Source organism: Alphaproteobacteria bacterium US3C007, from assembly GCA_034423775.1.
Lineage (GTDB): Bacteria > Pseudomonadota > Alphaproteobacteria > Rhodobacterales > Rhodobacteraceae > Thalassovivens > Thalassovivens spotae.
Window position 1 is genome coordinate 2434458 of sequence record CP139918.1, and the last position, 24641, is coordinate 2459098.

At 51.1% G+C, this 24641-nt stretch carries 21 protein-coding genes, 2 tRNA genes and 1 pseudogene; 8 read left to right on the plus strand and 16 right to left on the minus strand.

Features of this window, described 5'->3' with window-relative positions; genetic code table 11:
• Positions 1-65 precede the first annotated feature (65 nt).
• Complete coding sequence (locus UM181_11625) at positions 66-2075, plus strand: ComEC/Rec2 family competence protein (GenBank protein WQC61978.1); 2010 nt, start codon at positions 66-68, stop codon at positions 2073-2075.
• Positions 2076-2138: 63 nt separating this feature from the next.
• Here UM181_11625 and lexA read toward each other — a convergent pair whose 3' ends face one another.
• The 6 genes from lexA to UM181_11655 all read right to left on the minus strand — a co-directional run bounded on the left by lexA (position 2139) and on the right by UM181_11655 (position 6980).
• Positions 2139-2834: a transcriptional repressor LexA gene (gene lexA, locus UM181_11630; GenBank protein ID WQC61979.1), complete on the minus strand. Its 696-nt coding sequence runs from the start codon at positions 2832-2834 to the stop codon at positions 2139-2141.
• A 99-nt stretch (positions 2835-2933) separates the two neighbouring features.
• Positions 2934-4106: a molybdopterin molybdotransferase MoeA gene (locus UM181_11635; GenBank protein ID WQC61980.1), complete on the minus strand. Its 1173-nt coding sequence runs from the start codon at positions 4104-4106 to the stop codon at positions 2934-2936.
• Positions 4103-4579 (minus strand): cyclic pyranopterin monophosphate synthase MoaC, encoded by a 477-nt coding sequence (gene moaC, locus UM181_11640; GenBank protein WQC61981.1) that lies wholly within the window; start codon positions 4577-4579, stop codon positions 4103-4105. The genes UM181_11635 and moaC overlap by 4 nt, the downstream gene beginning before the upstream one ends.
• A 6-nt stretch (positions 4580-4585) precedes the next feature.
• Entirely contained in the window at positions 4586-5383 is a 798-nt protein-coding gene (gene trpC, locus UM181_11645; protein ID WQC61982.1) for an indole-3-glycerol phosphate synthase TrpC, read from the minus strand.
• Positions 5380-6402: an anthranilate phosphoribosyltransferase gene (trpD, locus tag UM181_11650; protein ID WQC61983.1), complete on the minus strand. Its 1023-nt coding sequence runs from the start codon at positions 6400-6402 to the stop codon at positions 5380-5382. The genes trpC and trpD overlap by 4 nt, the downstream gene beginning before the upstream one ends.
• Entirely contained in the window at positions 6402-6980 is a 579-nt protein-coding gene (locus UM181_11655) for an aminodeoxychorismate/anthranilate synthase component II (protein ID WQC61984.1), read from the minus strand. The genes trpD and UM181_11655 overlap by 1 nt, the downstream gene beginning before the upstream one ends.
• 153 nt (positions 6981-7133) lie before the next feature.
• Here UM181_11655 and UM181_11660 point away from each other — a divergent pair, with 153 nt between their 5' ends.
• Positions 7134-8168, plus strand: a complete 1035-nt coding sequence (locus UM181_11660) for an SPOR domain-containing protein (protein ID WQC61985.1) — start codon at positions 7134-7136, stop codon at positions 8166-8168.
• Positions 8169-8268: 100 nt separating this feature from the next.
• Here the strand turns inward: UM181_11660 and trpE are convergent, their stop codons facing one another.
• From trpE to fabI, 5 genes are read right to left on the minus strand one after another with little or no spacing between them, the layout of a single operon-like run.
• Positions 8269-9771 carry an anthranilate synthase component I gene (gene trpE / locus UM181_11665; GenBank protein ID WQC64744.1) on the minus strand — a complete coding sequence of 501 codons (1503 nt, stop codon included), beginning with the start codon at positions 9769-9771 and terminating at the stop codon, positions 8269-8271.
• A 10-nt stretch (positions 9772-9781) separates the two neighbouring features.
• The gene (locus tag UM181_11670) at positions 9782-11635 is read right to left on the minus strand and encodes a SurA N-terminal domain-containing protein (protein ID WQC61986.1); all 1854 of its coding nucleotides are present in this window, start codon (positions 11633-11635) and stop codon (positions 9782-9784) included.
• 34 nt (positions 11636-11669) lie between these two features.
• Entirely contained in the window at positions 11670-12902 is a 1233-nt protein-coding gene (locus UM181_11675) for an aminotransferase (protein ID WQC61987.1), read from the minus strand.
• Positions 12903-12908: 6 nt separating this feature from the next.
• On the minus strand, positions 12909-13412 hold the full coding sequence (gpt, locus tag UM181_11680) for a xanthine phosphoribosyltransferase (protein WQC61988.1): 504 nt from the start codon (positions 13410-13412) through the stop codon (positions 12909-12911).
• A 2-nt stretch (positions 13413-13414) separates the two neighbouring features.
• Positions 13415-14233, minus strand: a complete 819-nt coding sequence (gene fabI, locus UM181_11685) for an enoyl-ACP reductase FabI (GenBank protein ID WQC61989.1) — start codon at positions 14231-14233, stop codon at positions 13415-13417.
• A gap of 119 nt (positions 14234-14352) precedes the next feature.
• Here fabI and pdxH point away from each other — a divergent pair, with 119 nt between their 5' ends.
• The 4 genes from pdxH (at position 14353) to UM181_11705 (ending at position 16227) form a co-directional block, all read left to right on the plus strand.
• A complete protein-coding gene (gene pdxH, locus UM181_11690) occupies positions 14353-14958 on the plus strand; it encodes a pyridoxamine 5'-phosphate oxidase (GenBank protein WQC61990.1) in 606 nt (201 codons plus the stop codon).
• A 115-nt stretch (positions 14959-15073) separates the two neighbouring features.
• Positions 15074-15604, plus strand: a complete 531-nt coding sequence (locus UM181_11695; GenBank protein WQC61991.1) for a cold shock domain-containing protein — start codon at positions 15074-15076, stop codon at positions 15602-15604.
• 25 nt (positions 15605-15629) lie between these two features.
• Positions 15630-16070 carry a DUF192 domain-containing protein gene (locus UM181_11700; protein WQC61992.1) on the plus strand — a complete coding sequence of 147 codons (441 nt, stop codon included), beginning with the start codon at positions 15630-15632 and terminating at the stop codon, positions 16068-16070.
• Positions 16071-16150: 80 nt separating this feature from the next.
• Positions 16151-16227 (plus strand) — tRNA-Pro (locus UM181_11705).
• A 556-nt stretch (positions 16228-16783) separates the two neighbouring features.
• Here UM181_11705 and UM181_11710 read toward each other — a convergent pair.
• The 4 genes and pseudogenes from UM181_11710 to UM181_11725 all read right to left on the minus strand — a co-directional run bounded on the left by UM181_11710 (position 16784) and on the right by UM181_11725 (position 20386).
• Positions 16784-17752, minus strand: coding sequence for a pectin acetylesterase-family hydrolase (locus UM181_11710; GenBank protein ID WQC61993.1), 969 nt, complete (start codon positions 17750-17752; stop codon positions 16784-16786).
• Positions 17753-17785: 33 nt separating this feature from the next.
• Positions 17786-18918, minus strand: a pseudogene (locus UM181_11715) (IS3 family transposase).
• Between the two features lie 406 nt (positions 18919-19324).
• Positions 19325-19399, minus strand: a tRNA-Asn gene (locus UM181_11720).
• A 66-nt stretch (positions 19400-19465) separates the two neighbouring features.
• On the minus strand, positions 19466-20386 hold the full coding sequence (locus UM181_11725) for an MBL fold metallo-hydrolase (GenBank protein WQC61994.1): 921 nt from the start codon (positions 20384-20386) through the stop codon (positions 19466-19468).
• 42 nt (positions 20387-20428) lie between these two features.
• On the opposite strand from UM181_11725, the gene UM181_11730 reads away from it, so the two are divergent.
• Both UM181_11730 and UM181_11735 read left to right on the plus strand, forming a co-directional pair.
• Positions 20429-21739 carry an ATP-binding protein gene (locus UM181_11730; protein ID WQC61995.1) on the plus strand — a complete coding sequence of 437 codons (1311 nt, stop codon included), beginning with the start codon at positions 20429-20431 and terminating at the stop codon, positions 21737-21739.
• A gap of 556 nt (positions 21740-22295) precedes the next feature.
• Positions 22296-23543: an MFS transporter gene (locus UM181_11735; protein ID WQC61996.1), complete on the plus strand. Its 1248-nt coding sequence runs from the start codon at positions 22296-22298 to the stop codon at positions 23541-23543.
• Here the strand turns inward: UM181_11735 and UM181_11740 are convergent.
• Positions 23506-24450, minus strand: coding sequence for an ROK family protein (locus UM181_11740; protein ID WQC61997.1), 945 nt, complete (start codon positions 24448-24450; stop codon positions 23506-23508). The genes UM181_11735 and UM181_11740 overlap by 38 nt on opposite strands.
• Positions 24451-24641: the final 191 nt, after the last annotated feature.

Genomic DNA, 24641 nt, shown 5'->3' on the forward strand with positions numbered 1-24641 from the left:
CTTTCAGCAAGTTTACGGCGTTAATTTTCACCCGTGTCTAGCGATCCTGTGAGGCAAGGACAAGCATGCTAACGCTCAAGAATTTTTTGCGACGCGAATTGGAAAAACAACGGGTTGTTTTGTTTTACTGGCTACCGGTTGCCTTGGCCTGTGGGATCGGGTGTTACCTGTCGCTTCGCCAGGAACCCGCGCCAAATTTATTTATTGCGATGGCGTTGCTCGGGGGAATTTCTTATCTGGGCTATCATTTTCAAATATGCAGTTTAGCGCCGTTTTTCCTTTTGTTGGCTGTGTTCTGCCTTGGTTTTTTTGCGGTGGCCGGAAAGGCTCATTATGTCGTAGCACCCACGCTTACCTACCGATTTTATGGAGAAATTGAAGGTCGAATTATAGGTGTCGATCGCGCGCGCAGTGGTGCAGTAAGAGTGACGCTGGATCAAGTGGAATTGGAAAACATATCCAAAAGCAACACTCCCCATAAAGTGCGCCTTTCGATAAGTGACGCCCCTGCGGCGCAGCTTTTAACGCCGCAGGGGCGCCTGAAAACCAAAGGTTTTTTGATGCCACCTCCGCGCCCGTCCGAACCTGGAGGGTTTGATTTCCGGCGTTATGCTTGGTTTCGAGGGCTCGGGGCCGTGGGTTATACGCGGGAAGGGGTGCAGATCACCTCTGGCCCGTCATCCGGAATTTTTACCCGGCTTTTCGACAAAAGAATGGCGCTTTCTGCGCGGATAAAAGCCGGTGTTTCTCAGGTAGCATCTGGCCCCGCCGCGGCGATAATCACGGGCGACCGCTCGTCTCTGACGCGCGCGCAGCTACAGGATTTGCGGCGCAGCAATTTGGCGCATTTGCTAGCAATTTCGGGGCTGCATGTGGCTTTGTTAACCGGGGTGGTGTTTGGATTTTTTCGCCGCTTGTGCTTATTGAATACAAATGCCTTCCTGCATTTTAACGCTAAAAAAATAGCCGCGGGTTTGGCGATTTTGATCGGGCTTTATTACTTGCTGATTTCTGGAGCGGCTGTGTCAACGCAACGCGCCTTTATTATGGTTTCAATCGTGATGCTGGGGGTGTTTTTCGATCGGCGCGCTTTGAGTTTGCACAGTATTGCTCTTGCGGCTTTGGTCATTTTGGCTTGGCGACCTGAAGATGTAAGTTCAGCGGGGTTTCAAATGTCATTTGCCGCTACGATTGCGCTGGTTACGGTGTTTCAGCGTACTCCTGCCTTACCGGGGTTTTCACGTTGGCGCCAGTTGCCGGTGATTTCGTTGGTTTTGTCTTCATTGGTGGCGGGCTTGGCCACGGCGCCTTTTTCGGCGGCGCATTTTAACCAAGTGAGCCATTATGGTTTGCTGGCAAATATTCTAAGTCTTCCGGTTATGGGCTTTCTCGTGGCCCCCTCGGCGGTATTGGCCATGATGTTGATGCCTCTTGGCGCCGAGGCGGTTGGTCTTTGGGGGGTGGATCTTGGCCTTCGTTGGATTTTGACTGTGGCGCGGTTTTTCGCGCAGCCAGCAAGCGCGGTAACCTTTGTGACAGAGCCAGTTGCGTGGATCTTACCTTTATTCAGTGCATCATGCGCTTGGATCATTTTATGGCGCGGCTGGGGGAAGGGGGTTGGAGTTTTAGGCGTTGTCGCGGCTTTAATGGGCTGGCATGGAAGCGATCGGCCAGATATTTTGATCGCAGAAGATGGCGTGCTTGTCGGCCTTCTTTTGCCGGAGGGACGGGCACTTTCCAAGCCAAGTGGTGGAACGTTTTCGGCCCGTATATGGGCGCAAAACGATGGACGGCCGATGCCGCGCGAAAAAGCCTATGCATTGTGGAAAGATCGAAAAGGCGACCTTTATCACCACTGGTCGAAAAAAATGAAAGGATTAGAAATTATGTGCGGCCAAGGAGAAATACATATTTTGGCGCAGCAACGCCGCATAAGCGGGGAATGTTGGCATCTGTCTCATCGTAAAATAAAACGCAACGGTGCAACCGCTATATGGCTGGATAAGCAGGGGAAGCCGGCGAAGATACGCCACATAAATTCCGGCTTTGCCCGCTTATGGAGCAAGCATAGGTAGCGGGCCTACGCGATCGCTGGATTTTAACCCAGTGACCTTACCGGAAGACGCTTTTGCAGGGCCTCAATAGGTTCGGATCAATCCAACCAAACGACCCTGTACCTTAACTTTTTCTTGGGGCAAAATGCGCGTTTCATAGGCCGGGTTGGCCGCTTCCAGCGCAATCGCATCGCCGCGATGGAAAAACCGTTTCAGCGTGGCCTCGTGATTTTCAACCAACGCCACAACGATATCGCCATTGGTCGCTGTTTTTGTTTCTCGGATCACGACAACATCACCATCATTGATGCCGGCTTCGATCATCGAGTCGCCCTTTACCTCGAGCGCATAATGTTCGCCGCCTGCACGCAGCATATGACCTGGAACCGCGATGTTATGGGAAACTTGGCTGATTGCTTCGATCGGCACACCGGCGGCAATTCTGCCCATAACGGGCAGTTCCAGCGCGTGCAGCGCCTCAATCGGGGTGGCGCTTGATGGGCGCGTTTCTGGCCTTCCCCCTTCGATCACGCGGGGTGCAAATCCGCTGGGATCCCCCCCCAAGCTTTCTGGCAGCTTCACGATTTCGATCGCCCGCGCCCGATGTGCAAGCCGGCGGATAAAGCCACGCTCTTCTAACGCCGAAATTAATCTGTGAATTCCAGATTTTGACCTCAAATCCAACGCCTCTTTCATTTCATCAAACGAAGGGGGCACGCCGTCACGGGTTAGGCGCTTATTGATGAAGTTTAATAGATCAAGCTGTTTGCGGGTGAGCATCACATTCTCCAAGGCATAATTTTGCTTTGTTCTATAGATGTTCTTGATTTGTGTCAAGTTATTGCCGCGAAAGAGGCCTTTTTTTGCGCGGCGGCCGCTTTAAAGTGGGATATACTCGATCCTGTCCCCTTGCGTTGCGGGGGCCGCATAAGCTGGACGAATGGCCAAAATATTGGCTTCTGCCAGAACGCTTAGCAAAGCGCTATCTTGCCGTTCAAACACATGCACGCGCCCCTCGTGAAACTTTGCCCGCATATAATGTTCGCGGGGGCCGTTTGCCGCGACATCCTGCGCCAAGGGCGCGGATTGTCGGATTGGCGCGGATCTTGGTAAGCCCAAAAGAGCGTTCACAACTGGGAGGACAAAAATATGGCCGCAGACCAAAGCCGAGACAGGGTTTCCGGGCAGGCCGATCATGATCGTATCGCCCCACGCCCCGGCCATTAAAGGTTTGCCTGGGCGCATGGCGATTTTGTAAAAGCTTTGCCTTATGCCGATATCAGCGGCAACTTGCGCCACCAAATCATGATCGCCGACCGACGCGCCGCCAATGGTAAGAACCATGTCACTGCCGGCAGCTAGGGCGAAGGTGGCTTTCAAGCTGGCGCTAGTGTCGCGCGCGATCGGTAAAATGCGACATTCGGCGCCATGGCTGTTCAAAAGGGCAGCCAGCCCATATGTGTTTGACGCTAAAATTTGATCTGGGCCCGGCTGCTCTCCTGGCATTACCAATTCATCACCCGTTGACAGAAGCGCAATCGTTGGTCGCTTGTAGACCGGGATCTGCGCTATATTCATTGAGGCCAAAAGGGCAATATCCGCCGCATTAAGCCGTTTGGGTGCAGTCAGGCAACTGCCGGCCTTAAAATCATTGCCGGCTGGTCGGATATGGCTTTGAGCGTGGGGATCTGCGCTCAGCTCGATTCTATCTGCGGTGCGGATCGCATTTTCTTGAATAATGATGGCGCTGGTGCCTGCGGGCACGGGGGCACCGGTAAAAATGCGCACCGCTGTATCGGATGTCAAATCACCTTCAAATCGACGTCCTGCTGCGGCTTCTCCGATCACGCGATAACTATCGCCGCGTTTCGCTGCTGGCTGCGCGATCGCGTAGCCATCCATGGCCGCGGCATCAAATGGCGGTTGATCGCGAAATGCTGTCATCGGGCGCGCCAAAACGCGGCCCATGGCTTTGGTGAGATCTACCCATTCCACATTCGGTTTCTTGACCAGCGCGAAAAGAGCATCTAACGCCGCTTGGACAGAGATCATGGCGCTTCGTAGCGGCCCGATTTACCGCCATCTTTTAAGGCCAAATGAACGCCCCCGATCTGCATCGCCTTATCTGCGGCTTTTAACATATCATAGACAGTCAGCGCCGCGCCATTCACTGCGCAAAGCGCTTCCATTTCCACACCGGTTTGCCCTGATGTTTTTACCGTTGCCTCAATGCGCACCCCCGGCAAATCGGGATCGACCTCCAAATCGACAGCGATTTTCGTGATTGCCAATGGATGGCAAAGGGGAATGATCTCAGCGGTTTTTTTAGCGGCCATGATCCCTGCAAGACGCGCCACGCCCAATACATCGCCTTTTTTGACAAGGCCTTGGGTGATGAGATCCAGCGTTTCAGGCAGCATGCTAATCCAGCCTTTTGCCACAGCGATGCGATCGGTGTTTTGTTTTTGCGAAACATCAACCATATGGGCGTTTCCGCGGCTGTCAAAATGGGTGAGTTTGGGCATCCGAGCTTACCTTGGATCCGATAGCAGGCTGCGCGTTGCCGCCGCCACATCCGTTTGCCGCATCAGGCTTTCTCCGATTAAAAAGATACGCGCCCCGTGCCGCGCCATATCGGCCAAGTCATCTGGCGTGTTCAACCCAGATTCAGAAATCAAAACGCGCTCAGCGGGAACCATTTTTGACAATTCTTTGGTGGTTTGCAGCGAGGTTTCAAAGGTTTTCAAATTGCGGTTATTCACTCCAATTAGCGGTGAGCTTAACAATAAGGCCCGTTCTAATTCTTCTGCGTCATGGACTTCTATTAAAACATCCATCCCCCAAGCAAATGCAGCCTGTTCAAGCTCTTGTGCTTGGCTATCCGCGAGCGAGGCCATGATCAATAAAATACAATCCGCGCCCAACATGCGCGCTTCGGCAACTTGATAGGGGTCATACATGAAATCTTTGCGTAAAACCGGCAGCCCGCAGGCCTGCCGGGCTTGGGAGAGGAAGGATTTATCGCCCTGAAAACTGGGGCTATCCGTCAAAACTGATAGGCAGGATGCTCCGCCAGCCTCATAGGCTTGGGCCAAATCTGCGGGGTTAAAATCAGCCCGTATCAATCCTTTGGACGGCGAAGCCTTTTTGATTTCTGCAATCAGCCCATAGCCCGTTTTGCTGTCTTCAATGATGCGCTGTGCAAACGGGCGAACGGGCGCTGCGGTTTTGGCATCTGCTTCCACATCTGACTGCGCGCGTTTGGATTTGTCGGCTTTGATTTCTTCAAGCTTATAGGCTTTGATTCTGTCTAAAATAGTGGTGCTCATAGGGTATCCGATGTGAAGGAGGCCAGCTGCGCCAGTTTTGTTTTTGCGGCATGGCTGTCAATACTTTCGCGCGCCATTGCCACCGCCTCTTGTTTGTCAGTGCTGCGCCCGGCCACAATCAATGCAGCCGCGCTATTGAGGAGAACCGCGTCTTTATAAGCGGAGGCTTCACCCTCAAGCAGGGCGCGGAACGCCACCGCATTTTCTGCAGGGGCGCCGCCAAGAATAGCCGAAAACGGGTGCGTCGGGAGACCAAACTCTTCCGGGTGCACTTCAAATTCCGTAACCGAGCCATCCGGGTTAAGCGCGGCAACTTGGCTGGAGGCGCTGATTGCCAGCTCGTCGGTGCCGTCACCGCCATGAACCAACCAAGCGTTATGCGCACCCAATGCCCCTAATGTTTCCGCCATGGGCCGAATTAAATCGGCGCTATAGGCGCCGGTGAGTTGGCGCGTTACGCCCGCCGGGTTAGTTAAAGGGCCTAAAATATTAAATATTGTGCGCGCGCCCAGCTCCGCGCGCACGGGCCCTACATGTTTCATCGCAGGGTGGTGCATTGGTGCCATCATAAAGCAGATGCCAATATCACGCAAAGCGGCCTGTGTCTTATCGGCGCTGATCATCACATTCACGCCCATCTCACCCAGCGCATCTGCGGCACCGGATTTTGAAGAAAGATTTTTATTGCCATGTTTGGCCACGGGAACGCCCGCACCGGCAACAACAAAGGCAGTCGCGGTTGAGATGTTCAGCGTGCCTTTTCCATCGCCGCCAGTGCCAACAATATCCATCGCATCGGCTGGTGCCGACACCGCGTTGCATTTTGCGCGCATAACCGAGGCGGCGGCCGCAAATTCGGTTACGGTTTCTCCGCGCGTGCGCAGCGCCATCAGAAACCCGCCGATTTGGGCTGGCGTTGCGGCGCCTTCAAATAAAATCTGGAAGGCGGCCTCGGCTTCATTTTTTGTTAACTCGCGGTCAGAGGCCGCCGAGATTAGGGGTTTCATAAAATCGCTCATCAGCCCAATCCTGCAATGCTCAGAAAGTTTTTCAACAAATGATGCCCGTGTTCAGAGGCGATCGATTCTGGATGAAACTGCACGCCATGGATTGGCAGGCTGTTATGCTGAAGCCCCATAATGGTGCCATCGCTTAATTCTGCCGTGACCGTGAGGCAAGCGGGCAGGGTGGCTCGCTCTACGATTAATGAATGATAGCGGGTTGCCTCAAACGGGGTAGGGACATCTTTAAAAAGACCTTCGCCTGCATGATGCATCGTCCCCATTTTTCCATGCACAATTTCGTGGCATCTTATAACCTTGCCGCCAAAGGCTTGACCGATTGATTGATGCCCTAAGCAGACGCCCAGCAAAGGTGTTTGGGTTTCGCTTGCTGCGGCGATCAGCGCCAAACAAATCCCCGCTTGATCAGGATCGCAAGGCCCTGGTGACAATAAAATAGCCTCTGGTTGCAGCGCCATGGCGTCTTGAACATCCAGCGCGTCGTTGCGTTTGACCACAACATCCGCGCCAAGTTCCCCAAGGTAATGCACCAGATTATAGGTAAAGCTGTCATAGTTGTCGATTAGCAGCAGCATTGCGTTTCTTTTACCTTGTATTAAATGGGGCTGGCCCCCACACCTTAGATCGATCTATACTTGCTCAGGCTTCGGTGTCACCGTCAAGGGGCGCGAAGCAAAAACAAGTGTATATCACGCCAAATTATCGCGGCGTCAATGAGGGCAAGAGTAGTGAAGCGGGGATTTTTCAGTGGGCTGGTCTGGGGGGCGTTAAGCGCCGTCATTGTGATCGTTGTCGGGCTGGTATTTCAGAGCTATGAGCGCATCCAGATGCCAGAAGCCGAGGCGTTCGAGGTACCTGCCGGATCAGAATTCACCCGTTCGCGTGAAGATCAGGCTGCCAGTTTACCAGCGCCCGTAGAGGCGCCTCAGCAGCTTGCCAAAACGCCCGCCGAAGCACCTCAACCAGCGGCGCCTGATGTAGCCCCTGATGAGGATATCGCGTCAGCAACAGTGCCTAAAAGCGCACAAAACAAGCTCACAGGCTTAAGCACAAGCACCTTGCCGCAAACCGAAACCAATTTGCCAGTTTTATCGGATAGCGCTGAAAAGCCGACTCTCTCAACCGATGGCTTTGCGCAGCCGGGTCCTCCGAGCATGGATTTTGGATTGAGTTTTGATCTTGATCCGGCGCAGCCCGTTTTTCCCAAACAGATGATGTTGGACGCGCCTGTGCCCAGTGAACCCCAGGCAGGGCTCGATCTGGCAACCGCGCCGAGCATTGATAAATCAAGTGTAGCGGCCCCTGTTGCGAAGAAGGCTGTGCCCAAGGCCGAAGAGCCTTTACCCGCACCGGAGAGTGCATCAAAAGCCAAAGTAAGTGCTGATAGGGCGGTGGTTTTAAAATCTGAACCAGAGGACAACTTGAACAACCGGTCATCTACGCCTGATCCCGATCTCACCGCATCCGCAACCGTATTGGCCTCAACCTCTTCAACCTCTTCGAGCATTCCCTTGGGCACTGTTCTGGCACAGCTCGGGGCGTTCCGCAGTGCCGATATTGCCGAACAGGAATGGCAGCGCTTATCGGCTAAATTTGCAGAGCAGCTGAACGGCTTGGACCATGTGGTACAAATGGCGGAAGTGAACGGGCGAATTTTTCATCGCTTGCGCGTTGTGGGTCTTGAAGATTTGGCTGAGGCTTCGGCGTTTTGCGAAACCTTCGTCGCAAGAAACACCGCCTGCCTTCCGGTAGTGATGCGCTAGATACGCAGCTTTTTTGCACGTGTTTTAGAGCAGGTTTTGGATCAGCCATGCGCCGGTATACGGCCAAAATGCCTAGTATGGCTGGCTTTTCTGTGAATTTTTAGGATGATTTAGATGCAAACATCGCCGCATCTGCCGCGGCCCGGCGGATCGCGTTGGATTTATGCACCGTTTCCATATATTCGGCTTCGGGATCGCTGTCATAGACCACGCCGCCGCCCGCTTGTATGTAGAGCTTTTGATCTTTGACGATGGCCGTGCGCAGGGCGATGCACATATCCATATCCCCGCCAGAGCTGAAATAGCCTACGCCACCGCCATAAACCCCGCGCTTTTCGGTTTCAAGCTCATCGATGATTTGCATCGCACGCACTTTTGGAGCGCCCGATACGGTGCCCGCCGGCATACCCGCGAAAAAGGCGGATAGCGCGTCTTGATTTTCGTGTAATTCCCCAACCACGTTTGAAACGATATGCATCACATGGCTGTAGCGTTCGATAATAAATTCTTCGGTTGGTTTGACCGTACCCAGTTTGGCCACTCGGCCCACATCATTGCGCCCTAAATCCAGGAGCATTAGATGTTCTGCCAATTCTTTTTTATCAGCCAGAAGATCGGCTTCATTGGCGTTATCCTCTTCGCTGGTTGCGCCGCGCGGACGGGTGCCTGCGATCGGGCGCACGGTCACCTCACGGCCAAAGACACGTACTAGGATTTCTGGGCTGGCGCCGATCACTTGAAACCCATCAAAATTAAAATAAAACATGAAGGGAGAGGGGTTCGTGCGGCGCAAAGACCGATAGAGCGCAAACGGTGGCAGCGCAAAATCTTGCGTCCAGCGTTGGGCGGGCACCACTTGGAAGATGTCACCTGCGCGAATATAGTCTTTGGCTTTTTCAACCGCAGCGATATAGGCTTCTTTGCTGAAGTTGGACCTTGGATTGGGTGCCTCTTGAGGCGCGCCAAGCCTGCGCGGATCGGGCAAGGGGCGTTCTAAATCCCGCATCGCATCCTGAATACGTTCCGCTGATTTGGCATAGGCAGCTTTTGCCGAGATCGCTGGATCATACCAAACCGGCGCAACCAAAATCACTTCGCCTTTCACGCCATCCAAAACCGCCACAACGCTGGGGCGCAAAAAAACCGCATCTGGCAAAGCAAGCGGATCGGGGTTCATGTCTGGCAAATCTTCGACCAGCCGAATCATGTCATAGCCCAGATATCCAAAAAGGCCGGCGCTGGCTTGTGGCAAATCCTCGGGCAAGTCGATAAAGCTTTCTGCCAAGAGCGCGCGTAGCGCCTCAAGGGGGGGGGCTTGAACTGCTATAAACGCCTCATCATCGAAGCGCGCATCCCGATTGATAAAACTTTCGTTGCCTTGGCATTTCCAGATCAGATCCGGCTTCATACCAATGATGGAATAACGCCCGCGCACTTCTCCGCCGGTTACAGATTCCAGCATGAACGCATTCTTTTGATCACCTGCGAGCTTCATCTTTAAAGACACGGGCGTGTCTAAGTCAGCCGCCAATCGGGTGAATAGAACCTGGCTTTTCTCAAGCGCGTATTGCCGCGAAAAATTATCAAGATCGGGCGTTATCATAGCAACGACTTTACTGGAAATTGGCATGAACGGCATTGAGAGCCGCTTGGTTTAAAGACACATCCGCGCGTGCCTGAATTTGCCCCACATAGGCTTCAAATAAATCTTGTGACAGGCCATCGCTGAGCTGAGCTGTGATCTCTTGCGTGATGTCTTTGGCAAGCTCGGATTGGCGATCTGCGGGCATAATCTCTGTGACGAGTATAAGCGTTATCTGCCCCGCATCATCCAAAACAGTCACCGCGTCTGGCGCAAGTTCAAAGGCGCGTTCAATCACATTTGCGGTTGTTGTGGTTGGGCGCTCTTGACGGTTGAGCCCGGTTTCCTGTTGCAGTATTCCACCGATTTCCTCAATGCGCAGCGTCTTCGCCTCGAGCTGCGATTTCAAATCATCACCTTGGGCAAGCAGCGCGTTGCGCAACGCTTCGACGCGCCATGCCTTCATGACATCTTCGCGTATTTCCGGTAGAGGTTGGGGGCGCGGCGCTTGGGTTTCATTCAGCCTTAATGCGGCCAAACCACCATTGTCCAAGCGGATAATTTCGGGAAAATCTTCGCTCTTTACTTCAAATGCCGCTTGTCGAAACGCTTGATCTGAGGCCAAGCCCTCAGCCACACCAGCGTGATAGCTCAGAGCGCTTAGCACCAGATCGGTTTCTAACGCGATATCTTCCAAAGTTGCACCGGCGGCCAGAAGATCTTCGGCTTGCGCACTTACCCCGTCTACTTCTTTCGCGGCCAATTCCAGCGCCAGTTCTTGGCGCAATTGATCTGCGACTTCTTCAAGCGGTGTAGATTGTGCAGGAATAACATCCGTTACACGAAAAATTGCAGCGCCCAAATCATCGGAAAACGGCCCGATGGCCGTGTTCATCTCTGCGCTGAAGACAGCAGCGCCGCTGCCCTGTCCTAAAAAACTTTGGTCTATTGCGCCCAGGCTCACATCTGCGGCGGTTAAGCCGCGCTGCTCGAGTAGCGCATCAAAATCGCTTGTGCCGTTCTCCAGCGCTGCCGCGGCAGCATCGGCGCTTTGCGCATCCGAAAACACAAGGCGTTCAACGATCCGGCGCTCAGGCTGGTTATAATACGCGTTCTGTTTTTCATAAAAGGCAGCGATCGCCTCATCGCTTACGGTCATCTTTTCGCTAAGCTGCGCAAGATCCAAAGAGGCAATGGTGAGCTGTTTGCTTTCCGGAACGGTGAAGCGCTCAATATTTTCGTCATAATAGGCTTGCAACTGCGCCTCAGTGGCCTCTTGAAGGGGAACGGCAAGATCTGCCTCGTTCAATTGAACATGGGTGAAACTGCGGGTCTCTAACAGAAAATCAATCATTTTTTCTGTAAATACTGATGGCATCACATTGCCTGTCACCACGGCAGCTTGCACGATGTTACGCGTTGTTTCCTGGCGAATGCCATCTTCAAATTCGGCTTCGCTGAGGCGATTATTCTCCAGTGCAAACGTGTACGCTTCGCGGCTGAATTGACCATCTGAACCGCGAAAGGCACTGACTTTGACCAACTGTTCCAGAACCGCTTCATCGCCAACCGAAAGGCCAAGCCGGTCGGCTTCGACTTCAATCGCTTTTTGAAGCACCAAGCGGCTCAGCGTTTGTTGCGGAAGCCCAAATAATTGGGCCTGTTCGAAGGTAAGGGTTTGACCGAATTGTTGGCCTGTTTGCGCCAACTCTTGGCGCAAGGCCCGCGCATATTCATCGATCGAAATGTCGCGATCACCAACAGAGCCGACGCTGCGCATGGTGCCAGAAAGCCCCGACGCGCCAAATCCCCCCAGGCCAATGATGAGCAGACCCAACAGAATCCAAACTAAATATTTGGAAATGGATTTTGATTGTGACGCCATGGATCCCTCGTAGACTTGATATTTTCCCGCCTGTCTACGCCTCTGAGCTGTCGGGGGCAAGCTGGAAGGTGAGATTTGAAAGCCGTATGATCATCTCTTTCAAATTGGTTTGATCGATATTTGCAAATGCCAGCCGTAAATGCTTCGCGGCATTGGGAGTGCCTGGGGGTGCAAACATATCGCCAGGCAGGCATAAGATGCCCGCCTCTGCCACCAATTTTTGTGCCAAATCAACGCCCGAGTTGGCAAAGGGATGCTTGACATATGCAAAATATGCGCCGCAGCCCAGCAGCTCCCAGCCTTGCCTTTCAAGCGCTTCAAAATTTCGCTTTAGAAAGCTTTGGCGCTGTAAAATTTCTTTCCGCTGGCCGGCCAACCAGGGTTGAAGATGGGTAACCCCCCAGCGCGCCGCAAATTGCCCGACCCGCGAGGCACAAATTGTGGTGGTGTCGAGGTATTTTTCAACCTCGGCGAGTAAGGCTTTATGGGCAATGATGGCGCCAACGCGGTGGCCTGTCATGCGATAGGCTTTTGAAAACGAATAGAGCTGCACCAAATGCTGCTTCCAATCGGGCGCATCCAAAAGGCTGTGCGGACGCTTTGGATTGCTATGAAAATCTTTATAGGTTTCATCGATAATAAGCGTGAGGTCATGGCCTTTTGCGAGCTGATAAAATGCATTCAACACAGCGTCAGGATATTCCACGCCAGAGGGATTATTCGGGCTGACCAGACAAATGGCTTTGGTTTTTTTTGTGATCAATTGGTGGGCCAGAGATGCATCGGGCAGCAAATTGGCCCCCGTCGGCAAAGGCGTTGCCTCTACCCCCATCACATCGAGCCACATTTTATGGTTGAAATACCAAGGCACGGGCAAAAGCACATTATCCCCAGCCGAGCAAAGCGCCGTGATCACCGCGCAAAACGCTTGGTTGCACCCCGAGGTAATGGCAACTTGGCTGGCGCTTACCTGCGCATCATAGGCATTTGACCAATGCGCGGCAAAATCTGCGCGTAACTCAGCATCCCCCAAAATTGCGCCATAAAGATGCGCCTCAGGATCATGGCGCACAAAATCTGCAATCGCATCGCGCATATTTTGAGGGGGTGGGTCGCTTGGCGCGGCTTGCGAGACGTCTAATACCGGTCTGCCGCGCTCCGGATCATGGCTTTCCAGCCAGGCTTTTGCGGCTTTAATCGGAGCGGGTGCCGTGCGCGCGGTTGCACCGGCCAAAACCGGCTTTGATGGTGGGTTAGGTGCCACCATTCGCGGCTAATCCGTTCCGCGAAACGGCTCAACATATTGCAGGGCCATATCCCATGGAAAAAAGATCCAAGTGTCTTGGCTGACTTCCGTTATAAACGTGTCTACCTGAGACCGCCCCAGCGGCTTTGCATAAACGGTTGCCACATGCGCTTTGGGCATATGCTGACGCACGACTTCGAGAGTTTTGCCGGTATCCACGAGATCATCGATCACCAACACGCCGGTGCCATCCCCGACATGGTCCATATCCGGTGCTTTGATTACCCTTGGTTCGCTTTGGCTCTGGTGATTATAAGATTTAACGCTGATTGTATCAACAACGCGAATGTCCAATTCACGCGCAACGATCATTGCAGGTGCCATGCCACCACGGGTAATCGCAACAACCGCGCGCCAGCCGTTTTCGGTTAGTTTTGGATCATCAAGCCGCCAGGCCAATGCCCGCGAGTCGCGATGCAACTGGTCCCAGCTGACATGGAAACCTTTTTCATGGGGGAGACGTTCAGACATGGTTATTTCCTTCCCGTTACGGCATCTATATCCGGCGCATCTACAGCTTTCATTCCCACGACATGGTAGCCGGCATCTACGTGTAGCGTTTCTCCGGTAACCCCTGACCCTAAATCTGACAGCAAATATAGCGCTGATTTGCCGACATCTTCTGTGGTTACGTTTCTGCGCAGAGGTGAGTTTAACTCATTCCATTTCATAATATATCTAAAATCACCGATACCCGAGGCTGCAAGCGTTTTAATGGGGCCGGCCGAAATGGCGTTTACGCGAATATTATCTTTACCCAGATCTTCGGCCAAATACATTACAGAGGCCTCAAGGGCCGCTTTGGCCACCCCCATAACGTTATAATGCGGCATCACTTGCTCAGCGCCGTAATAGGTGAGCGTGAGCATTGAACCGCCATCCGTCATCAGCTTTTCGGCCCGCTGCGCCACTGCGGTGAAGGAATAGACAGAGATATCCATGGTCATTCTGAAATTGTCTAGGCTTGTGTCGACATAGCGGCCGCGCAGCTCGCTTTTGTCGGAAAACCCGATCGCATGCACAATAAAATCAAGCTTGCCCCAGCGCTGTTTAATCGCCTCAAATAAGGCATCGACGGAACTTGCATCCGCAACATCACATTCTGCCACGAAATCGCTGCCAACTTGCGCTGCCAAAGGCTCTACCCGCTTTTTTAGCGCGTCTCCTTGATACGAAAAACACATTTCCGCGCCGGCTTCAGCGCAGGCTTTTGCAATACCCCAAGCGATCGATTTGTCATTTGCCAGCCCCATGATTAAGCCGCGTTTGCCCTGCATAAGATTATGTGACATCTTGCTCCTCCGATCTATCTATGTTGCGTTGGTTTAGGCGATTGCACAGCGGTCATCAAGCCCAGAGCCCCTAAGGGGCCGTCAAGATTAAACAGGGATCGAAAAAAGGAGCAGCTGAAATGTTAGATTTGGATGAAGGGTTTACACAGGCCGACCCGTTTGAGCTGGCAAAATCCTGGCTAAAAGAAGCCGAAGCAGCGGAAATTAACGATCCAAACGCAATGGCATTGGCAAGCGTAGACCGTTTCGGCATGCCGAATGTAAGAACCGTTTTGTTGAAAGACATCCAAGCGAATAGTTTTGTTTTTTACACCAATTATGAAAGCGCCAAAGGCACCGAGCTGTTGGCCAGTGGCAAGGCGGCCTTTGTGTTGCATTGGAAAAGCCTGGCGCGGCAAATTAGAGTGCGGGGCCTGGTTGAAAAAGAAGAGGGGCCGATCGCGGATGCCTATTATAAAAGTCGGGCCTTAGACAGCCGCATCGGGGCTTGGGCTTCGCAGCAGTCGCGCCCGCTCGCCTCTCGAGAGGCGCTGATTCAACGGGTAAATGAGATCCGCGATGAAAAGGGTGAAAACCCAGCGCGGCCACCGTTTTGGGGTGGATTTAGAATCACGCCGCTTGAGATCGAGTTTTGGTCAGATGGCGCGTTTCGATTGCATGATCGCGCAGTCTGGAGACGAAAAGAGGTGACTGCGCCTTGGTCGGTACAAAGATTGAACCCGTGAAGCGCTGGCCCGATCGTTTTTCGGGTCTTTCGCTTGCGCGCTGGTTTTTTTATTGTTTGCTTTTTTATCAAAAAACGGTTCCTTTATCGCGGCACGGTAGATTTTACGGGTGGGTATGCGTGTGAGCGACGACAACGAAAATATTGAAAAACAGTCGGGCCACATAAAGTGGTTTGATCGCGTTAAAGGGTTTGGTTTTATCATATCCGATGAAACCGAAGAAGATATTTTGATTCACGCCAATGTGCTGCGCAAATTTGGACAAAGCTCTATCGCAGAAAACACCCATATTGAGTTTATGGCGCATTACACGGAGCGGGGCGTCCAGGCGGTTGAAATACTCTCGGTGGATCCGGTTTTAGATGCCTTATCAACGCTGGAAGATTTTGAAGACGTCGATATTGAAGATATCAGATCGTTGCCGCTGCAAGCCGCACGGGTCAAGTGGTTTGATGGTGGCAAGGGATTCGGCTTTGCAAATATTTTCGGAAATGATGAAGATATTTTTGTTCATATCGAAGTGTTGCGCAAATCAGGCCTGTCCAATTTACAAGCGGGCGAAGCGATCGCTTTGCGCGTTATGGAGGGTAAGCGGGGTAAAATGGCGGCAGATGTGTGTTCTTGGGAAATGGGCAGCTCTGAATAAGGCAAGATGGCTGTGCGCCTTTGCAATGCTGCCTTTTGCAAATTTCGCGCAAGCCAACTGCCCTAAGACAGATTTTATAATCAGCGGCAGTTGGGGCGACGCGGCCTTTAAGGTGGCGCTGGCAAGAACTCCGGAACAACGCAACCGGGGTTTGATGTTCGTGACAGATCTGCCAGACCAATCAGGGATGCTGTTTATTTACCCAAATCCGCAATCGGTTTCGTTTTGGATGAAAAATACGCCGCTTGGCTTGGATATGTTGTTCATTGATGAAGGCGGCATCGTTCAGCGCGTCAAGCATAGTGCAACCCCGTTCTCGACAGAGTTGATTGATGGGGGATCGGATATTCAATATGTTTTGGAAGTAGCAGCCGGAAGCGCGGCAAAATATGGCATATCAAAGGGAGATCGCAGCGCGCATCCGAGCATTGGACCCGACGCCGATCCACGTTGTGACCGTTTCTAACAGTTTCTGGCCAAATTGCACGTTTGAAGCGATCTTTCCTCTTTCCAATCTTCTGAGAACTCGTTAGAAGGCACGCCAGTCGGGGCGTAGCGCAGCCTGGTAGCGCGACGGTTTTGGGTACCGTAGGTCGCAAGTTCGAATCTTGCCGTCCCGACCATTAAAAATTATGTTCGAACTTTATGAAAACGCGTTGAAGGCTTGTTGTGCACATGCTTGTCGGATGCGATTTATAGCCAGTGTAAGCTGCTAGACGGTGCAAGATGAGCGCAAATTGCACTGACAGAGCAAGGTTGAACGCAAACCCGACTGCAGCCCGTCTTTGGATATACTATACCCAAATTACGCTGTATCGAGCGTATCGTGAGAGAATGCGTTTGCTCCGCCAAGCTGGCAGAGTTTTACGCCGCCGTTGACATATAAAGTTTATTCAGAGTCTAACGCTTGGTGTGGTGGTCCGTGCGCAATATTGTGAAAGAAAATGAGTTTAATTGAAGAGTTATGCGCATCATGCGCACGTGAAAAATGCGTTGAAAAGTTTGCAACGAAATTACGGTTTTAAAAACAAAGGCCTAATCAACGCCAAGTCTCGACGCATCTTTTAAGCCCAACCCAACCTTGTTTGAAATCGGTTCTGACATAAAGCTCGTCTTCACGGCGCCCTATTTGTGGCTAGGATCACTCAGGCATTCAGACAAGGCCCGTGTATTTCAGTCTTAGTGTTTTACTAAAGCTGTTTGTCCCGCGTCACTAAGCCAGTTTTCAATTAACATTTTGACAGAAACCCCATCAATTTTTTTTGTGTAATATTTGTTAGCGGTGATAACATGACCCCATGTCTGAGACCCATCTACTTTAAACTTTTCAGCATCAACCGAAAACCCAGCATCATAAAACTTGATATCATTTCTAATACTCTTCCGTACCTTATTCATATCTCCTTTGATGTATGGATCACCAATGTTCCAAATTGGGAAAACATGTTTTATTTTCATTGATATGAATTTAGATCTTTGTGGAAAGCATGCAGACCAATGCCCTTTGCAATGCTTAGGCATATTTCCGTAGACAAACTTATTTATTTCCACCCATGGACCCTTCGTCCAACCTTGGCGGACACGGCGAGATTCTGAATCTAACCAAAAACTATCTACGATTACCTTTGGATTTTTGTATTTTTTAATTAAGTCAGAGTTGAAGCCCAACCCGATTGCGCCTGCTGAGTAGCCAGCAAATACGAGATCATTCGCCGATCTGAAATCGGCATCCAGTTGATTGAAGACATCTTCAACAATTTTGCGACCACGGAAATAGACTTTTCTGCCATCCACGATATTCGTGTGTGCGCCTTGATGTAGATCACTTGTGCAGTAAGGAATAACAACAACATTAAAGCCTTTTTTCTTGAAATCCTTCACAATTGGATAATGAAGGCCGTAGTTTCCATCTGTAATCGGCTTTTTCCACCTGCTTTGACGTTTTTTGTAGGCATCAGGTGTCGTAGCTGCACCTCCACCCTCAAAATATATGAACCAATTTCTTGACTCAGATTTTGAGACCATAAATGCAGCCTGTCGACCATCGTTACAAACAGCGGAAGGATCTGTAGTTTTTAGTAAAGTAGCCTGCGCGGTTGTTGCTGCAAAGATGGCAAAAACGATTATGCAGCTGATAAATTTATACATTAGTCAACCCCTTAGACTTCGATGTCTAGCCCCCTATACTCGCCCATTGAGTTTTGGTTTCTCTAATAAGGTTTCTGGGACGGGTGGGCGCATGTTTAATGCGTGATGAGGTCTGATCTGGTTGTATTGCCTGAGCCAAACATTGATAGCGACCTGGGCTTGCCGTGTGGTGTGGAACCATTCAGCGTTTAGCACTTCTTTTCGCAAGGTGCCGTTAAAGCGTTCGTTGTATCCATTTTCCCAAGGGCTGCCTGGATAGATTTGCATTGGTTTGATACCGATCCTCTTCAGCCAGTCCTGTAGATGCGTGGCAATGAACTCGGGTCCGTTGTCAGAGCGAATAAACTCTGGCTTACCATGTTTAATCAGCAGCGGGTGCAGTGTCTCCAAAACGTCGTTCGCATTCATTTTGGATCGCACTGCCACGTAGAGCGCTTCACGGGTATATTCATCTAGAACCGTGAGCATTTTATAGCTGCACCCATTGCTAAGCTTATCGTGCACAAAGTCGATCGCCCAAATATGGTTGGGATGTGTGGGCCGCAGCCTGATGATGGAGCTGTCTTTGTGATAAAGCCGTTTGCGCTTCTTGTGCCGGCGCGGCAGCTGTAAACCTTCTTCGTTCCATAAGCGCTCGATCCTCTTGTGGTTAACACGCCAGCCTTCCATGCGCAGCAGGGCTGTGACTTTCCTATAACCATACCACCCATACTGTTTGGCCAGCCGGATCATCGCCAAGCGTAGTTTGGTATCATCTACTTGTTTGGCTTGATAGCGCAGACTTGAGCGGGCTACATCCAGAACAGCGCAAGCACGCCGCTCAGAAATATCCAGCTTTTGACGCGTATGAATAACAGCCTGACGAGGCTGAGCCCGCGTCAGGCCCGTGGCTTTAGATGATCAAGGCTCTCCTTCAGGATCACCTTGTCTAACTGCAAGTCAGCGACGATCTTCTTCAAGCGCTCGTTTTCTTTCTTGAGCGATTTCATCTCTGAAACCTGTGAACGAGAAAGGCCTCCAAACTTCTTACGCCAGTAATAATAACTCTTATCTGAAATCCCAGCTTTGCGACACGCACTCACAACGTCCAAACCATCGTGCAAATGAACATCAATCTCGCGCAATAACTTCAACACATCTTCATCAGAATAACGCTTCCGAGCCATGTTTCCTTACTCCCTATGCCAAAATATACTGGCACAGTTCTAGGGGGCTAAGACAGAGATATGTGGAGTCTCAAATGAATCAGAGTATGTAACTTAACTTTGACCTCTCAAATATTAAAGTAGGTGGAGTGGCGGACAGGCAGCAGCCCAACATTAATAGGGTTTTCCACTGCAATAAAGCATACCTTAAACCGCAATTGGGACAGTTACCGATAAAGACAATGCAAAAAGCGCCAATCACGCTCGTTAACAGCGACGCGCACAGGCGCGCGCGTTGCAAATAAAGGCGCTGCGAACAAGTATCAGATAACGCTAAATAACGTAGTTTGACTATCATTTGTCTAGCTGTATGTCTGGCCAAACAATAAAAAAACACCTCGCAAAACTGCTAAGGTGTTGATTTTACTGGCTCCGGCGGTAGGGATCGAACCTACGACCAATTGATTAACAGTCAACTGCTCTACCGCTGAGCTACGCCGGAACTGATGTCGCTATAGCAATACGAGAATTCCGCGTCCAGCGGTTTTTATATTAATTTTGTTTTTGTTTATGGCGTCAGCGATCGAAATTGGCTTTCAAACCGGATTGGGTCATCACAGATGGCTTTTTGGCGTTCACAAAGGTCGATCAAATGAGCAAATACGTTGCGCGCGGCAGCCGGGAGCAAAGCCTCAGATGTGTCATGATAAACGCTTTTTGTGATCTCTTTTATACTGCGCCCCTCTGCTGACAGGGCCGCCAATATCGAACGTTCTCGATGCTTTCGATGGGCAAGTAAGTCGCGAATGCGCGCGTTTGGTGTTTTAACAATATCACCATGGCCAGGGTAGAAAACATTCCAGTTACGCTGCAAAAGTGATTTGCAAGAGCGTATAAAATCACCCATATCACCATCGGGTGGCGACACCATCGAGCTGGCCCAGCCCATGATATGATCGCCAGTAAAAGCGGCCTCTTGCCAGCCAAAACAGAGATGATTTGAAAAATGCCCCGGGGTGTGAATTGCTTCCAGCTCCCAATCAGGGCCAGTCAGTTTGCTGCCGTCTTTCAAAGTATGATCTGGGATGAATTCGCTATCAACGCCCTCTCCACCGCCGCTATAGCCCGATTTAATAAGCGCTTTCATGCGGTCACTTTGCCCTGCATCACAGCGCCCAAATGCAAAAATGGGTGCGCCGCAATCCGCCGACAGCCGCCGCGCCAAAGGCGAGTGATCAAGATGCGAGTGGGTGACCAGAATATGGGTGATTTTTTGTGTGCCCTGAAGCGCTGCTTTGATCGCCCTCAACTGCGTTAAATGATCGGGGCCGGGATCAATAATCGCCAGATCAGAAGAGCCTAGCAGATAGGTGTTCGTGCCCCGAAATGTCATGGGTGACGGGTTTGGGGCCAAAATTCTACGAAGATTTGGCGCAATTGTCTGCGCTATGCCAACAGGCGGATCAAAGCTTTGGTGGGCAGAGTCCATTTTTGTTTCCCCGGTTCTAAACTTGTTCTAGATGTAGAGGTGATGTTTAGATCCTTCAAACGCTATTTGCCCTCGGGGCTGTATGGTCGCGTGGCCTTAATTTTGGTGTTGCCGGTGGTGCTGCTTTGGCTTGTGGTCTCCATCGTATTTATTCAGCGGCACTTTGAAGGGGTGACCGAGCAGATGAGCCGGGCCGTGATCAGCGAGCTCAGCTTGTTAAGTAAGCGGCTGATCGCGGATCAGGGTTTGACCGAAACGACGGAAAACTTGGCCAATGCTTTGAATATCACCATTGAAACCGTTGTTGCCGATGCGCCGGATTTGGCAACTTTTCGGCATTTTTATGATTTAACTGGATTGGTTGTTGTAAAAGAGTTTGAGCTAATGGACAGTTTAGTGGCGGTTAATCTTGATGCGCCTAAATTGGTACATTTGCGGCTTGATTTGGCGGGAGCATATTTTGATATTGAGTTTTCGCGTGACAGGGTGTCGCCGTCAAACCCGCACCAGTTGATTGTCAATATGGTTGTATTTGGTGTGTTTTTTACCTTGATTGCGTTTATTTATCTGCGCAATCAATTGCGGCCAATCACCCGTTTGGCCGCCGCGGCTGAGGCCTTTGGACGGGGGCGAACCCTACCATATCACCCCTCTGGCGCGATCGAAGTGCGCGCAGCGGGGCGGGCGTTTTTAGATATGCGTGCACGCATTGAACGCCATATTGAACAACGCACAATGATATTATCGGGCGTTAGTCACGATTTGCGTACACCTTTGACACGGTTGAAGCTGGGTCTATCTATGCTCGAGCATGACGATCGCAAATTGCTAGAACGCGATGTTGATGAAATGCGCCAACTTTTGGATGAATTTCTTTCCTTTGCCCGCGAGCAGGGCGATGAAGGGGGCAAATCAGAGGCAATTAATCCGTTCGAGTTGGTTCAAATGATTGTACAAGATACGACACGCGCCGGACATTCGGTCTCTTTGCGCTGCAATCCAAGCACCATTCTCGTTGAGATGCGCCCGCTTGCGATCAAGCGCGCGCTTGAAAACTTGATTATGAACGCGGTGCGGTATGGCACAAAAGCGGTTGTTGATCTTCAATATGAAGCGCGCAGCCTGGTGATTTCCGTGGAGGATGACGGGCCAAGTATTCCGCCCGAGCTTTATGAAGAAGCCATGAAACCATTTTCGCGTCTTGATCCTGCGCGCAACCAAAATAAAGGATCGGGGGTTGGTCTTGGGCTTCCCATTGCCGCTGATATTGCGCGTGCTCATGGTGGCCGAGTTGAGCTGTCTAAAAGTAGAGATTTTGGAGGCCTTTGCGCGAGCCTTATCATTTCGCGTTAGATGAAATTTGGCGGTTTTGGGATTGCAGATTTTACAGGCGTGAATTTAAGGGATATAAATATATACTTTTGTATTGAAAAATATCTTTTTGTCCTTTAAAGGAATGGGTAGGCGAAACATTTTGGATGCGTTTTGGTTTGGGTGGCTTTGTTGGTTTTGTGTGCCCGGCGCGTTTGTAGATGTTGCGTATGCGTATTGGTGACGAGTTTTGTGGAGGGGCGGCTTATACTTCTTTAAGGCGGCTTTATGATTAAAGGCGCTTTAAGAGGAACGCACCCCTCCACGGTTTCTTTCTGAACAGAGAAAAATTTTACGCTCGAATATGGCTGGCAGCTGCTTTCGGATCGGGCGCCAGTCTTTTTTTGTAAAATGCCTATGCTTGAGACCTCATAGAAATTTAGCATTTTTTATGGTCAAACGCGCGTGGCAGAACGTTTAAGTATGTAACATTTGTGGTCTCGGGCCCCTCAAAACGTGCTTGCAGCATTGCTTCATTATCATCTTTCCTTTTGGCAGATTTAACTTTAGCACAGATGTCTAATCAAAGGAGACGCCTGTGCCTATTTTGCAGTTCTTCCGTCAAAATAGTGCCTGGTTAGCAGCAGGGGCTTTGCTGGCATTTATGTCAAGCTTTGGCCAAACCTTCTTCATTTCTATCTTTTCAGGCCATATTCGGGCCGAATTCGGCCTCTCACACGCGGCTTGGGGTGGGTTTTACTCTTTGGGCACAACGGCGTCGGCGATTGTGATGGTTTGGCTGGGTACTTTAAGCGATGTCATCCGGACCCGAGTTTTGGGGCTTTTCGTTTTATCTGGTTTGATGGGGGCAACGCTTGTGATGGCCAATCTGTCGCATGTGTTTTACCTGCCTTTTGCAATTTTCGCGTTGCGTTTACTGGGGCAGGGCATGTGCTCGCATCTGGCAGTGGTGGCTATGTCGCGTTGGTTTGTGGCCAATCGGGGGCGCGCGCTATCGATCGCGGGGCTGGGATATTCCTTCGGAGAAGCTTTTTTGCCCGTGTTGTTCGTGTTTTTAATGGGCGTTGTGTCGTGGCGCTCTTTATGGTGCGTTGCTGCTGGGGTGCTTTTATTGTCTCTACCAGTTTTATTTCGATTGCTGCGTCAAGAGCGAACCCCGCAATCAATGGCGGAAGATAACAGTTCCTTGGGAATGGATGCGCAGCATTGGACGCGCGGGGCGGTCATCCGCCACCCGCTTTTTTGGTGCATGATGCCGGCATTACTCGGCCCTAGCGCGTTCAACACGGCGTTTTTCTTTCAACAGGTGCATTTCGCGGCGGTAAAAGGCTGGGATCATTTATCGTTGGTAAGTTTTTTCCCGCTATATACGGGGGCCGCGGTTTTGGCGATGCTGGCATCGGGCTGGGCGCTTGATCGTTTTGGCACCCCAAGGCTGATCTGGTTTTACCAATTGCCCATGTCGTTTGCGTTCTTGTGCTTTGCATTCGGACAATCGCAGATGATGTTCGTAACGGGTCTGCTGTTTCTGGCAATCACAGCCGGCGCAAATACAACGCTTCCAAATGCGTTTTGGGCTGAGTTTTATGGCACCCGGTATTTGGGTGCGATTAAATCATTGGCGGCCGCGATTATGGTATTGGGCTCTGCGCTTGGGCCGGGTATCACTGGTGTGATGATTGACTGGGATATAGGATTGGAAACTCAATATATCGCAGTTGCTATATTCTTTGTGTTGAGCACGGCCGTAATGTCATTTGGGGTATGGCGCGCAGCGCCGCATTTGCCTAAATCGATTGTTGTAAATAGCCCAAGCAGCCTTTAAGCGCTGCAAAATCATCCTCAACCAAGAAGATCGGAAATTCCGACATGTAATCTGAGAAGACGCCTTTGTCATGAAAGGTCGCGCCGAAATTTTTAGGCGTCACAAACGGCGCGATTGCGCGAGAAACCCCGCCAATCATATAAATGCCACCCAGAGGCAGATGTGCCAGGGCCAAATCTCCGAAATAAGAGCCCATGATTGATGCAAAGCATGCCACAACGTGGCGTGCCTCGCGCTGTCCATCCTGCGCGGCTTGCATAACTTCGCTCGCGCTGCGCGGGTGCTCGGGATCAAAAAATCTGTTTAAGGTTTCCAACCCGTTGCCAGACAGCACGGTTTCAACAGATGCAAACCCCCGCTCAGCTGCAATCCAATCAGATAATTCGCGCTGCAGCGCAGTTGCAACGGGCAACCGAACATGCCCGGCTTCCGCAGGTGGCACCAGCACGCCTTTAGAAGCAGGATAAGCCGCCGCGATATTGAAGCCGGTTCCAATTCCACAGACCAATTTTGTGGTCCCGGCTTTGGCTTTTGAAGGACCATAAAGATGCTTGAGGCTTTCCAAAGGCAGAACGTTTAGCGCATATCCTTGGGCTTGCAGATCATTGAGCAAGCCAACATGATCGGCTTGGGTAAGCGCGCGCAATCGATCCGGGCAAATTAGCCAGTCCAGATTAGTGACTTTTATCACCCCGTCGCGAAGCGGCCCCGCAGCTGCAACACAAATAGCTGTAACCTTGCTTAGGTTTTGCGCCTGCATATAGGTTTTGATAATATCTTCTAAGCAGCCATAGCCTGCATTCGAAAATTTTTGAATTGTTTCAGGGTTCAACGCGGTATCATCACTTAGAGCGATGCGGGTATTGCTGCCCCCCAAATCAATCAAAATATAGGTGTTTTCAGCCATTTTTTATCCCCGAGCTGCCGCCTGCTTTTGCTTCATCTGCTGTTTAGAGGCCTAAAGGCGATTGCTCAAGCCGATAGATCGAGCAAATGTTACAGAATGAAAGATCAGAGGGAAAGGCCACGTAAAGCCAAATGTTCTATATTTGTTCTCAAAATTTGATTGGAGACTCAGTTTAATCAGCCTATGTTTGG

What these genes read in the sequence shown, in the direction of transcription:
- UM181_11625 (WQC61978.1), top strand. Translation starts at nt 66, where the DNA reads ATGCTAACGCTCAAGAATTTTTTGCGACGCGAATTGGAAAAACAACGG.
- lexA (WQC61979.1), bottom strand. Translation starts at nt 2,834, where the DNA reads ATGCTCACCCGCAAACAGCTTGATCTATTAAACTTCATCAATAAGCGC.
- UM181_11635 (WQC61980.1), bottom strand. Translation starts at nt 4,106, where the DNA reads ATGATCTCTGTCCAAGCGGCGTTAGATGCTCTTTTCGCGCTGGTCAAG.
- moaC (WQC61981.1), bottom strand. Translation starts at nt 4,579, where the DNA reads ATGCCCAAACTCACCCATTTTGACAGCCGCGGAAACGCCCATATGGTT.
- trpC (WQC61982.1), bottom strand. Translation starts at nt 5,383, where the DNA reads ATGAGCACCACTATTTTAGACAGAATCAAAGCCTATAAGCTTGAAGAA.
- trpD (WQC61983.1), bottom strand. Translation starts at nt 6,402, where the DNA reads ATGAGCGATTTTATGAAACCCCTAATCTCGGCGGCCTCTGACCGCGAG.
- UM181_11655 (WQC61984.1), bottom strand. Translation starts at nt 6,980, where the DNA reads ATGCTGCTGCTAATCGACAACTATGACAGCTTTACCTATAATCTGGTG.
- trpE (WQC64744.1), bottom strand. Translation starts at nt 9,771, where the DNA reads ATGATAACGCCCGATCTTGATAATTTTTCGCGGCAATACGCGCTTGAG.
- UM181_11670 (WQC61986.1), bottom strand. Translation starts at nt 11,635, where the DNA reads ATGGCGTCACAATCAAAATCCATTTCCAAATATTTAGTTTGGATTCTG.
- UM181_11675 (WQC61987.1), bottom strand. Translation starts at nt 12,902, where the DNA reads ATGGTGGCACCTAACCCACCATCAAAGCCGGTTTTGGCCGGTGCAACC.
- gpt (WQC61988.1), bottom strand. Translation starts at nt 13,412, where the DNA reads ATGTCTGAACGTCTCCCCCATGAAAAAGGTTTCCATGTCAGCTGGGAC.
- fabI (WQC61989.1), bottom strand. Translation starts at nt 14,233, where the DNA reads ATGTCACATAATCTTATGCAGGGCAAACGCGGCTTAATCATGGGGCTG.
- pdxH (WQC61990.1), top strand. Translation starts at nt 14,353, where the DNA reads ATGTTAGATTTGGATGAAGGGTTTACACAGGCCGACCCGTTTGAGCTG.
- UM181_11695 (WQC61991.1), top strand. Translation starts at nt 15,074, where the DNA reads ATGCGTGTGAGCGACGACAACGAAAATATTGAAAAACAGTCGGGCCAC.
- UM181_11700 (WQC61992.1), top strand. Translation starts at nt 15,630, where the DNA reads ATGCTGCCTTTTGCAAATTTCGCGCAAGCCAACTGCCCTAAGACAGAT.
- UM181_11710 (WQC61993.1), bottom strand. Translation starts at nt 17,752, where the DNA reads ATGTATAAATTTATCAGCTGCATAATCGTTTTTGCCATCTTTGCAGCA.
- UM181_11725 (WQC61994.1), bottom strand. Translation starts at nt 20,386, where the DNA reads ATGGACTCTGCCCACCAAAGCTTTGATCCGCCTGTTGGCATAGCGCAG.
- UM181_11730 (WQC61995.1), top strand. Translation starts at nt 20,429, where the DNA reads ATGTTTAGATCCTTCAAACGCTATTTGCCCTCGGGGCTGTATGGTCGC.
- UM181_11740 (WQC61997.1), bottom strand. Translation starts at nt 24,450, where the DNA reads ATGGCTGAAAACACCTATATTTTGATTGATTTGGGGGGCAGCAATACC.